Origin of the sequence: Tissierella praeacuta (assembly GCF_040396155.1) — a bacterium.
Lineage (GTDB): Bacteria > Bacillota > Clostridia > Tissierellales > Tissierellaceae > Tissierella > Tissierella praeacuta_A.
This window is the reverse complement of the sequence record NZ_JBEBOY010000064.1, coordinates 1-11969: the sequence shown is the minus strand read 5'-3', so window position 1 is coordinate 11969 and position 11969 is coordinate 1. Positions and strand designations below refer to the sequence as shown.

The following is an 11969-nucleotide window of genomic DNA, read 5'->3' as shown; positions in this document are numbered from 1 at the left end:
AACATAATTGCTGGAGTTTTTATATTTGTAATTTTTAACTAGCACAACAGGTAAAATTATTAAATTTGGGGAGAGATTTTATTGATTGATATAACTTTATTGGGAACTGGCGGAGGATTACCTATGCCTAATAGATTTTTATCCTCTACGATTATAAGTTATAAAGGGAGTAAGATTCTTATGGATTGTGGAGAGGGAACCCAGGTATCTATGAGAAATTTAAAAACGGGATTTAAGCATATTGATATAATATGTTTAACCCATGTTCATGGAGATCATATTTTTGGTTTACCAGGACTTCTTTCAACCATTGGAAATAGCGGTAGAACTGAACCTATTACAATAGTAGGTCCTAGAGGGATTTTTGATGTAGTAAGGGGACTTATATTATCAATTCCTTATCTTCCTTATACTATAAATATAATAGAAAGTCCTAGGAAACCTTTAAACATTCAAAGCTCAGATAATATAATGTCAGTAAAAGAGGATAGTGAAAAATCTTTAAGAACTGATATTATCCTTTCCGCTGTAGAACTAGAACATTCATCACCGTGTTTAGGATATAATTTTTATATAAAAAGAAAACCTAAGTTTTATCCAGAAAAAGCAGAAAAATACGAAGTGCCTAAGGAAATATGGAAAAAACTTCAAAATGGAGAAATTATGATGTATAATAATAAAACATATACTCCTGATATGGTACTTGGAGAGGAACGAAAGGGAATAAAAATAAGTTATATAACGGACACAAGGCCAATAGATAGAATAATAGATTTTATAAATGAAAGTAATTTATTTATTTGCGAAGGAACATATGGAGATAATGAAGATTTAGATAAGGCAATAAAAAATAAACATATGTTGTTTAGTGAAGCAGCAGAATTGGCATATAAGGGAAATGTAGAGGAGCTTTTACTTACTCATTTTAGTCCGTCCATGGATGAGCCAGAGTTGTATAAAGTAAATGCCATAAATGTATTTTCAAATACAGTTATAGGATATGATGGCTTTGCTAAGAAGTTGAATTTCACATAATATATAACACTATGCATTAGCTGTATTTATTATATATAAATGGGGTGATGTATAATGAAGTTTGATAAATATGTGGCTGCAGGAAATGATTTTATTTTGTTTAATGGTATAGAAGAAAATATAAAGGCTTATAATGACCTGGCTTTAAAAGTTTGTGATAGACATTTTGGTATTGGTGCAGATGGTATTATGGTATGCGAAAATAGTGATATAGCAGATATAAAAATGATTTATTACAATTCAGATGGTTCCCAGGGAGAAATGTGCGGAAATGGAATTAGGTCTTTTGTTAAATATGTTTATGATTATGGTATTGTTAGAAGTAAATCTATAGCAGTAGAAACACTGGCTGGTATAAAGTATGTTACTATGGAAACTGATAATTTAGGGGAAGTGACTAGTATTAAAGTAGATATGGGGGAGCCTATATTTCATGGAAGTAAAATCCCAATAGAAATAAATAAAGAGAAAATAATAGAAGAAATTATAGCTATAGATGGAAATAAATATAGATTTTCGGCATTGAAAGTAGGGGTTCCTCATGTTGTTATCTTTGTAAAAGATATAAAAGAAATTAATATAAATGATTTAGGAAGAAAGATAGAGAATTATCCATTATTTCCGAGGAAAACTAATGTTAACTTTGTAGAAATTATAGATCATAATAATATTAATATTTATACTTGGGAAAGAGGAGCAGGCAGAACTTTAGGATGTGGCACTGGTTCCTGTGCTGCTGTAGTTATAGGTAATTTACTGGATAAACTTTATAAAAAGGTTTCTGTAAATACAGAAGGAGGTAGTCTAGTAATAGAATGGAGAGATGATTACAAGATTTTTATGTCTGGTAATGCAACTCATATAGCTAGGGGAGAAATTTATTGAACCAAATATTAATCGTAATAATCCCTATTATATAATCATAAAATTATATATAGATTAGTAATGGGGAGGGGGACGAGTGTTTGATGAATTTATGAGTGCAGATATATTAAAGACCTTTGTAGGGTTGACGACTGCAGTAACAGTAGTAGTACAATTTACTAAGCCTATAGTAAAGAAGACATTTGGAGATTCCATGGTAAGAATATATGCATTTGTTGTTGCCTTAATATTTACTTTTGTCTTTGCTAGGGATGCTAGTGGTATTCAGGGTATTATATTAACTATTGTAAATGCTATGATGGTAGCAGTAGCAAGTATGGGAGGCTATGAAATTATATCAGATCCAATGGCACAGAAAGCTAAGAAATAATTAAGAGGTACCTTGAGTTATATAGAAGCTTAGGGTACCTTTATTTGCTATTTTTATTTATATATCTAATTAACCATTCTAAAGATTGTTCAGGCTTTACCCATAAATCGGGAGAGATTCCTAAACCATCAATATTAGTGAAATCTTTGCTCATATATATTTTATGAGAGATACCAATTGGTATCTGTGAATTTGGCAGATAACTGGAATTACAATTTCCCGTTAGCATACATCCATTTGTATTAGTTCCAATTAAAGTAACATTATCTAATTTTTTTAAATAATATGTGAAGAATTCTGCTGCAGAGGATGTATTTTTATCTATAAGTATAAATATATTTGTCTTATTTTCCACCTGTTTGAAATCTTCATATTCAATAGGACTCCAGCCAGGATAATATCTTTCATGTTTATACCTAGATATTTTTTCAAGACATTCATCTTTTATATCTTCAGGTTCATTGTCTTTTGATTTAAATTTATCTTTTGATAAACTAATACTAGTATTTGTATATAGTCCTGCTTCAATTATATCTTTTCTAAGTTTTGTTCCAGTAAATCCTTCATACCATTTATCTATATTAATCATACTTCCGCCAGAGTTATTTCGTAAATCTATAATTATATTGTCTTTTCCTCTTAGTTTTTTACTATCTTTTATAAAATTTTCAATGGTATTGTCTTTTGGTGTAATCCTGCATAAAGAGTTTACTTCTAATATAGGAATATTATTTATTTCATAATATTTATAACCGCTTGTACTCTTATTCTTATTATATAATGGGATATATTCAAAGAGACTGAGTTTTTCTTCTCTAACATATCCATCAGATTTTAACAAGAGGTTAAGAGGTATGGAAACATCATCTGTAGTAGATAGTATTCCTAATTTATATACTGTATTCCCATCCTTGTCCAAGGATTCTTTAATGTAATCTCAAGGTTCTTCGTTATTAACCTTTTTAAGATAAAAAGGTTTACTAGATATTTTGGTATAATATCCATTATCATCTTTATGAAGTATAAATTTTTCATTACTAAAATACTTAGTGTAATTACATAGTTTGTAATTTCCTATACTAAAATGAGAATCTTGTATAAATTTAAGTTCTGAATATATAATATTTAAAAACTTATTTACCTCAATATCCTCTCCGCTAGATGCTACTACAGACCAAATAATATTTTTTTTAGCAGGAATAAAGATATCATCTCCTCCGAAAAATTCATATCCAGCATATCCAAACTTTAGTAAACTAAATAAATATTCTGTATCTTCAACGGCCTCATATTTATTAATTAAGGAAACATCTTTACAAGTCAAATTTTCATTTGTATGATTTACTACAGGAAGCTCGTCCTCGAAATTGTCGTATTTATAAAGCAAACTATTAAATTGAGATTTGATTTCAGATAGATATTTATTATTTGGCATTATATATTCGGCATTAAAAACTAATATTGAAATAGCCAATATTATTAGAAATACGTATGAAAATTTTATTTTATTCATAGTATCACCTCAATTTAAAGACAAAACTTGTAATTAGTATGTATTTAAATACAATATTATATATGTTATTATATTTATAAATATATGTTTTTGTCAATGATATGGCATATTAATATGCAAGATTGTTAAATATTTGGAGGGGTTATAAAATGGATAAAGTAATTGGTTTTATAGGATGTGGAAATATGGCAAAGTCAATGATTGGAGGTTTAATAGGGTCCAAGATAATTCTTCCAGAGAAGATAATTGCCTCAGCGAAAACAAAATCAACATTGGAAAAGATTAAAAGAGACTATAGAATCAATACTACTTTAGATAATAAAAAAGTTGCTAGAGAAGCAGATTATTTAATATTAGCAGTGAAGCCATATATGCATGAGTTAATATTAAAAGAAATAAAAGGCGAGATAAATCAAGAATGTACAGTTATTACAATAGCCGCAGGCATTAGTATTGATTATATAAAAAAATATTTAGGTGAAGATATACTAGCAGTTAAAGCTATGCCTAATACTCCAGTTATGGTAGGAGAAGGAATAACAGCGTTATCATTTGATGATATAATAGATGAAAACGCAAGGGAAGAAATAGCTAGTATATTTAATAGCTTTGGCAGAACAGAGATCTTAGAAGAAGATCTTATGGATGGTTTTACCGCTTTATGCGGTTCCTCACCTGCATACGTATATATGATGATAGAAGCCATGGGTGATGGAGGAGTATTACAAGGAATACCAAGGAAGCAGGCATATAAGATGGCGGCCCAAGCAGTACTTGGTGCAGCAAAGATGGTTTTAGATACGGATAGTCATCCAGGAGAATTAAAGGATAATGTATGTTCACCTAAAGGTACAACAATAGAGGCAGTGGCTAAGCTAGAAGAAATGGGCTTTAGAAGAAGTATAATTGAAGCCATGAGGGTATGCGGAGAAAAATCCAAAAGAATGAATAAATGACTAATATTAAATTTGGAGGACAATTATGAGGAAGAGACATAGTATAACAAGATTGCTTTTAATTTTTTCATGCTTCCTGTTTATATTTTTAGGAACAGTAATATATACTCATATTAAATCAACAGAAGATAATATAGGAAATGAAAAAAGTGAATTAAGTAAAGAAATAGACGAGAATGACAGTAATGAAGAAAAAGGAGAAAATAGAATATCTTCTATAAAAATTTTAGCAGCAGGAGATATAATGTTTCATTCTCCACAATATAAAGTCGCTTTTAATAAGGAAACTAAATCCTATGATTTTACTAATACTTTTAGATATATAAAAAAATATGTAGAGGAAGCAGATTTAGCATTGGCGAATTTTGAGACGGTAACAGCTGGAGCAGAAATTGGTTTTTCTGGTTTTCCGAGATTTAATACTCCAAAGGAATCACTTTTAGCCATAAAGGAAACAGGATTTGATATATTATCTACAGCTAATAATCATTGTTTAGATCAGGGCAAAAAAGGGATAATTCAAACCATAGATAATATAAATGAGTATGGAATGAAGAACATGGGAACATATAAAGAGCCTAATGATAATATCCTTATAGAAGAGGTAGAAGATGTAAAAATAGGACTTCTTTCATATACCTATGGCTTAAATGGAATGGATAACGCCCTAAGTAAAGAGGAACTATCCTATATGATAAATAGAATAGATGAAGAAAAAATAAAAAATGATATAGAAAAGGTAAAATCATTAGGTACTGATTTAGTTGTAGTATTCATTCACTGGGGAAATGAATATCAAAGAGAACCTTCCGATTATCAATTGGAATTAGGAAGTAAAATGGTTGAATGGGGTGCAAATATTATATTAGGTAGTCATCCTCATGTAATTCAAAAAACTGAAATAATCAATAAAGACGGAAAAGATAATTTTATTATTTATTCCATGGGTAATTTTTTATCTAACCAAAGAAAAGAAAACACAGATAATTCATATACAGAAGATGGAGTTATGGTTAATTTAAACATAGAGAAGGATTTTTCCTCTGGAGAAACAATTATTAAAAGTATAGACTATATACCTACATGGGTCTACAGACATAGAGAAAACGGCAAGTTATCTTATGAAATTTTACCGATAGATGATTATATTCAGGGAAAATTAGATATAGAAGTAGTAGACTCTCTAAAACCAAGACTTGAAAAATCCTTTAAGGATACTATGGACAAGATGATAGAAAATTAAAAGTTTTCAGAATTAAATTAAATTTGTTATATTCAATTTATTAGTTCAATTAATGGAATAGTTATTATATAATAGGGATAGAAGTGAAAATACGATAAAAGGCGTGGTAAACCTTGGAAATTTTTAATAGATTATTTTCAAATATGAGAATAAGAGATGTCATAGACATCATTATTGTAGCAGTAGTTTTTTATAAAGTTTTTAAGTTAATTAGAGAAACAAGAGCAGAACAACTTATTAAAGGAATATTTGTTATATTTGTATTCGAAAAAATAAGTGGAGAAGGATGGCTAGAACTATATACTATTAATTGGATATTAAAAAACACCATGACAGTAGGGGTTATAGCTATATTAATTGTATTTCAACCGGAACTTAGACGTGGACTTGAATATATAGGTAGATCTAGATTTTTTACTAAATCGTTCTTGGAGATAAAAGGAGAAAGTCTATCTAAAACTGTAGAAGAAATAGTTGAGGCTTGTGCATCCTTATCTAGACAAAAAATCGGGGCATTAATTGTTCTTGAAAGAGACACAGGATTAAACGAAGTTGTAGAAACAGGTACTAGAATAAATGGTATAGTGTCTAGTAATTTACTAATCAATATTTTTATTCCAAATACTCCTTTACATGATGGTGCAGTAATTATAAAAGAAGATATGATTAAGGCAGCAGCTTGTTTTTTACCACTTACAGAAAACATGAACTTAAGCAAAGAGCTAGGAACTAGACATAGAGCAGCACTAGGTATATCGGAAAGATCCGATAGTTTAGCCATAATAGTTTCTGAGGAAACAGGGGCGATTTCAATAGCTGAAAATGGAGTTATAGCAAGGCATTTAGATTCTAAGACATTAAAACAAATACTAACTGATATGTATAAGCCAAAGGATTCACCCCAAGCATTTATGACAAAATGGAGGCGAAAAGATGAGCAAGGAGAGGAATGATTTAACATTAAAGGTCTTTGCTTTTATTATAGCTATTATTTTGTGGAGCTATGTTATGAAAGAAGTTAACCCTGATATATCAAAGGAATTTAAAAATATTCCTGTAAAGTTTAATAATGAAAGTGCATTGGAAAGACAAGGGTTAATAATCATGGAGCCAGAGGAAGTAACTGTAAATGTAAAAGTTATAGGCAGAAAGTCTGATATTGATAATTTTTATCAAGAATCAATAAAAGCTCAGGTGGATTTAAATGGATACAAAGAGGGGCAAATAAAGGTTCCAATAGATGTAAGTTTAGTTCAATCAGGAAATATAAAAATAATTGGAAATGAACCAAGAGAAGTATTGTTTACATTCGATAAATTAGTGAATAAGGAAAAGAACTTAAGTATAAAAACTAAGGGCAGTCTTGGACCTAATTATGTAGCGGGAGATATGACTACAAAATCAAAATCAATTTTACTTAAAGGGCCTAGGACTTTGGTAAATAAAGTAGCTCATGTAGTAGCAGAAGTAGACCTAAGTAGTAGAAAAGATGATGAAAATATAAGCGTACCTATAAAATTATTAGATGATGAAGGACATGATATTGTAGGTGTAGAGAAAGAACCAAGTGTAGTAGATATCAATGTTCAAATATTTAAAACTGTAACTGTACCTATTGAACTTAATTTGGAAAAACAGTTACCAGAAAACTACGAAATTACTGAAGTTACAATAAAACCAAATAAGATAACCCTTAAGGGGGATAAGAATATATCCAATTTAACATTTGTTCAAACTAAGCCAGTAGATGTAAACAAATTAATTGGAAATACAGATGTACCCGTTGAGTTAGAACTTCCAGAAAATGTTTCTTTACTAAACCCAAATGAAAAGGTGACGGTGTCTTTAAATGTTGAGGAAAATTCTACTAAAACATTTGAGTATATATTAAGCGAAATAGATATTAGAAACTTAGATAATAATCTATCCATCGACATGGATGATAGCTCTAAGACAGTAGAAGTATTGGTAAAAGGAAATAAGAAGATAATTGAAAACTTAAGTAAAGAAGATATAGGACTGTACTTGGATTTTAATATGTTAGATGAAGGAACTCACAAAGTACACTTAGGCTCTAATGCACCAATGGGAATTACGGTGAAAGAAATTATGCCGCAATCCATTGAATTTAAGATAACTAATCGGTAAGGGGGAAAGGTATGGATAGAAAATATGTTTTAGCAATTAATCCAGGCTCTACATCTACGAAGGTGTCTATATTTGAGGGGGATAAAGTATTAAAGACTTTTAAAATAGACCATAAGAAAGAAGACCTAGACAAATATGAAAGAGTTGCTGACCAGTATGATTATAGATTAAATCTAATAAAAGATTGGCTAGAATCTGAAAACATATCTACTAATTTACTTATAGGAGTAGTTGGCAGAGGAGGATTATTAAGATCCATGCCTGGAGGTACTTATGCTGTAACTGATGCAATGATTGAAGATTTAAAAGTTGGTATACAGGGAGAACATGCTTCTAACTTAGGTGGCATGTTAGCTAGAGGTCTAGTGGAATCAGAAGATATACCTGCTTATATTGTAGATCCTGTAGCAGTAGATGAGTTTCATGATATAGCTAGGATATCGGGACTTAAGGAGATTCCTAGAAAATCTTTAGTTCATGCACTAAATATTAATGCTGTGGCACATAGAAGGGCCAAAGAAACAAACAAAAATCTTGAAGATTTAAACCTGGTGGTAGCTCATTTAGGTGGTGGTATATCCATTGCTGCAGTAGAGAAAGGCAAGATTATAGATGTAAATAATGCTAAAGAAATGGGGCCATTCTCTCCAGATAGAGCGGGTACTTTACCTGTTGGAGATTTAGTTAAATTATGTTATTCGGGGAAGTATGCATTTAATAAGATGAAGATTATGCTTCATGGTGAAGGTGGACTTTTCTCATATTTAGGTACTATGGATGGACGAGAAGTAGAAGAAAGAATAAAAAGTGGAGATGAATATGCAAAGCTTATTTATGATGCAATGGCATATCAAATAGGAAAAGAAATAGGTGCGTATGCAACAGTGAGTTATGGAAATATAGACAGTATTATATTAACAGGAGGATTGGCTTATTCTAACTATTTAGTAGATAGAATAAAGGGAATGATAGATTTTATATCCGAAGTTATAGTATATCCCGGAGAAGATGAAATGGAAGCATTAAATAAAGGTGCACAGAGAGTAATTAATGGGGAAGAAAAAGTAAAAATATATGAGGATGAGGTGGAAATAAATGGCTAAATCATTCAAAGATTTATTGGCATTAGCTAAAGAAAGGGGACAAAAAAAAGTAGCTGTGGCTGTAGCACAAGATAAAGATGTATTATCTGCAATAAAAAATGCTACAGGGCTAGAAATAGCAAAACCTATATTGGTAGGGGACAAGGATAAGATATTAGAAATAGCAAAGGAAATTGAATTCGATTTATCAGGCATTGAAATAATTAATGAGAAAGATGGAACAAATGCTTGTAGAATAGCAACAGAAATGGTGAGCAGTGGTAAAGCGGATGTTTTAATGAAAGGGCTTATAGATACATCTGTAATAATGAAACAAGTGTTAGATAGTGAGATTGGTCTTAGGACAGGCAAGGTAATATCTCATGTGGCTGTATTTGATGTTCCAACTTATCATAAGGTTTTCTTTGTAACTGATGCAGCTATGAACATAGCACCAGATCTTAATCAAAAGAAGGAAATAATCGAGAATGCTGTAGTATTGGCAAAATCCTTAGATATAGAAATACCAAAAGTAGCTGTTTTGGCAGCAAAAGAAAAAGTATCTCCTAAGATGGAAGCAACTATTCATGCAAAGGTATTAACTGATATGAACAAAAATGGAGAAATTACAGGATGCTTAGTAGAAGGGCCTTTTGCATTAGATAATGCTATATCTAAAGAATCAGCAATATTAAAAGGTATAAATAGTGAAGTTGCAGGAGATGCAGATATACTTCTTGCTCCACATATTGATGCAGGAAATGTATTATATAAATGTCTATCATTTTTAGCAAATGCAAAATCAGCAGGACTTATTGTAGGCACAAAAGCACCAATAGTTCTTACATCTAGAGCAGATAATGAAGAGTCAAAATTAAATTCAATAGCCTTAGCTGTACTTATGGCTTCAAAATAGGAGGTAAGAAATGACTAGATTACTAATTATAAATCCAGGCTCTACATCAACAAAAATAGCAGTTTTTGATGATGAGAAAAGTATATTTGAAGAAACTCTTCGTCATTCAGTAGAAGAAATTTCTGCTTTCAACAAGATTTATGATCAATATGAATTCAGAAAAAATATTATAGTGGAAGTATTAAAGAAAAATAATATATCTATAGACTCGCTTGATGGAGTAATAGGTAGAGGTGGACTACTTAAGCCTATAGAGGGTGGTACTTATGAAGTAAATGATACTATGTTAGAGGATTTAAAGATTGGATATTTAGGAGAGCATGCCTCGAATTTAGGAGGAATTATAGCTTATGAAATAGCTAAGGAAATAAATAAAAAATCCTTTATAGTAGACCCGGTTGTAGTAGATGAAATGCAAGATGTAGCTAGAGTATCTGGGTTAAAAGAGATAGAAAGAAAGAGTATATTTCATGCATTAAATCAAAAAGCAGTAGCAAGAAGACATGCTAATAAAATAGGAAAGAAATATGAAGAATTAAATCTAATAGTTGCCCATCTAGGTGGAGGAGTTTCAGTAGGTGCTCACAATAAAGGTAAGGTAATAGATGTAGCAAATGCTTTAGACGGTGAAGGTCCATTTTCACCAGAAAGATCAGGATCTCTTCCAGTAGGAGATTTAGTAAAGCTTTGTTACTCTGGAAAATATTCTTTAGATGAAATGAAGAAGATGATAAAAGGAAATGGTGGGATAGTATCCTATCTAAATACTAATGATGCTAGAGAAGTTGGACAAAGAATAAAAAATGGCGATGAATATGCAGAATTAATATATAAAGCCATGGCTTATCAAGTGGCAAAAGAAATAGGATCATGTGCAGCAATATTAAAGGGAAAAGTTGATGGAATCCTAATTACTGGTGGTATCGCATATGATAAAGATTTTACATCTTGGGTAGAAGAAAGAGTTAAATTCATTTCTGATGTAACAGTATATCCAGGAGAAGATGAACTTATGGCATTAGCTGAAGGTGGGCTTCGTGTTTTAAGAGGAGAAGAAGAAGCAAAATTATATAAATAGGATTTGGTGATTATGCTAGATGATAAAAGAATTAGAATTATAATAGGACATTATGGTTCAGGAAAATCTGAATTTAGTGTAAACTATGCAGTAAAATTAGCTCAAATGGGAAAAAAGGTTGCCTTAGCTGATTTGGATATAGTAAATATGTATTTTAGATCTAGAGAAAAGGCACTGGAAATGGAAGGTGTTGGTATCAAAGTAATAGGAAGTCAAATAGATGCACCTGCCATAGAAGTACCATCAATATCTGCAGAAGTTTATACACCGTTACAAGACGAATCATATAATTTAATACTTGATGTAGGTGGAGACCAAGTAGGAGCTAGGGCTTTAGGAAGATATGTTGAGTATTTTGAAGAAGGCAAATATGATATGTTCTTTGTTTTAAATGCAAATAGACCCGAAACTCAAACTGTAGACAAAGTATTAGAATATATGGTAAAAATTCAAGATGTATCAAGAGCTAAAATAACTGGTATTGTAAACAATACACATTTATTAAAGAGTACAACTTGTGAAGATGTACTAAGAGGTCAGAAATTAGCTTTAGAGGTTCAAGAAAGAACCGGTATAAAGTTAAAATATATATCTGTATTAGAAGACATAATACCGAGCCTTCCTAAAAATCTGGAAGGTGAGATCTTCCCCGTAAAATTATTTATGAGGGATGAATGGATGCTATAACAATAAAGGAGGGTAAAAGAATGGCTAAAGGAAAGGTAACATTTAAAGAAGACATC

The 11969-nt window shown here is 30.8% G+C and carries 13 protein-coding genes; 11 read left to right on the top strand and 2 right to left on the bottom strand.

The window, feature by feature from the left end; genetic code table 11:
• The first annotated feature begins 81 nt into the window (after nt 1–81).
• The 3 genes from ABWP20_RS17315 (at nt 82) to ABWP20_RS17305 (ending at nt 2290) form a co-directional block, all read left to right on the top strand.
• Nucleotides 82–1035 (top strand): ribonuclease Z, encoded by a 954-nt coding sequence (locus ABWP20_RS17315; RefSeq protein ID WP_353097532.1) that lies wholly within the window; start codon nt 82–84, stop codon nt 1033–1035.
• 54 nt (nt 1036–1089) lie between these two features.
• Entirely contained in the window at nt 1090–1920 is an 831-nt protein-coding gene (gene dapF / locus ABWP20_RS17310; protein ID WP_353097530.1) for a diaminopimelate epimerase, read from the top strand.
• Nucleotides 1921–1996: 76 nt separating this feature from the next.
• Entirely contained in the window at nt 1997–2290 is a 294-nt protein-coding gene (locus ABWP20_RS17305) for a hypothetical protein (RefSeq protein WP_353097528.1), read from the top strand.
• Between the two features lie 40 nt (nt 2291–2330).
• Here the strand turns inward: ABWP20_RS17305 and ABWP20_RS17300 are convergent, their stop codons facing one another.
• Together ABWP20_RS17300 and ABWP20_RS17295 are read right to left on the bottom strand one after the other, a co-directional pair.
• On the bottom strand, nt 2331–3209 hold the full coding sequence (locus tag ABWP20_RS17300) for a S41 family peptidase (RefSeq protein WP_353097526.1): 879 nt from the start codon (nt 3207–3209) through the stop codon (nt 2331–2333).
• A gap of 18 nt (nt 3210–3227) precedes the next feature.
• Nucleotides 3228–3803, bottom strand: coding sequence for a hypothetical protein (locus ABWP20_RS17295; RefSeq protein ID WP_353097525.1), 576 nt, complete (start codon nt 3801–3803; stop codon nt 3228–3230).
• A 149-nt stretch (nt 3804–3952) separates the two neighbouring features.
• Between ABWP20_RS17295 and proC the strand changes: the two genes are divergently transcribed.
• The 8 genes from proC to ABWP20_RS17255 all read left to right on the top strand — a co-directional run bounded on the left by proC (nt 3953) and on the right by ABWP20_RS17255 (nt 11913).
• Nucleotides 3953–4759, top strand: coding sequence for a pyrroline-5-carboxylate reductase (proC, locus tag ABWP20_RS17290; RefSeq protein WP_353097524.1), 807 nt, complete (start codon nt 3953–3955; stop codon nt 4757–4759).
• Nucleotides 4760–4784: 25 nt separating this feature from the next.
• On the top strand, nt 4785–6002 hold the full coding sequence (locus ABWP20_RS17285; protein WP_353097522.1) for a CapA family protein: 1218 nt from the start codon (nt 4785–4787) through the stop codon (nt 6000–6002).
• Nucleotides 6003–6115: 113 nt separating this feature from the next.
• Entirely contained in the window at nt 6116–6955 is an 840-nt protein-coding gene (cdaA, locus tag ABWP20_RS17280; RefSeq protein WP_503012553.1) for a diadenylate cyclase CdaA, read from the top strand.
• On the top strand, nt 6936–8150 hold the full coding sequence (locus tag ABWP20_RS17275; RefSeq protein ID WP_353097520.1) for a CdaR family protein: 1215 nt from the start codon (nt 6936–6938) through the stop codon (nt 8148–8150). The genes cdaA and ABWP20_RS17275 overlap by 20 nt, the downstream gene beginning before the upstream one ends.
• Nucleotides 8151–8161: 11 nt before the next feature.
• Nucleotides 8162–9253, top strand: coding sequence for a butyrate kinase (gene buk / locus ABWP20_RS17270; protein WP_353097518.1), 1092 nt, complete (start codon nt 8162–8164; stop codon nt 9251–9253).
• Nucleotides 9246–10148: a phosphate butyryltransferase gene (locus tag ABWP20_RS17265; protein ID WP_353097517.1), complete on the top strand. Its 903-nt coding sequence runs from the start codon at nt 9246–9248 to the stop codon at nt 10146–10148. The genes buk (ABWP20_RS17270) and ABWP20_RS17265 overlap by 8 nt, the downstream gene beginning before the upstream one ends.
• 10 nt (nt 10149–10158) lie before the next feature.
• Nucleotides 10159–11226: a butyrate kinase gene (gene buk, locus ABWP20_RS17260; RefSeq protein WP_353097516.1), complete on the top strand. Its 1068-nt coding sequence runs from the start codon at nt 10159–10161 to the stop codon at nt 11224–11226.
• A gap of 12 nt (nt 11227–11238) precedes the next feature.
• The gene (locus tag ABWP20_RS17255; RefSeq protein WP_353097515.1) at nt 11239–11913 is read left to right on the top strand and encodes a nucleotide-binding protein; all 675 of its coding nucleotides are present in this window, start codon (nt 11239–11241) and stop codon (nt 11911–11913) included.
• The last annotated feature ends 56 nt before the right edge of the window (nt 11914–11969 follow it).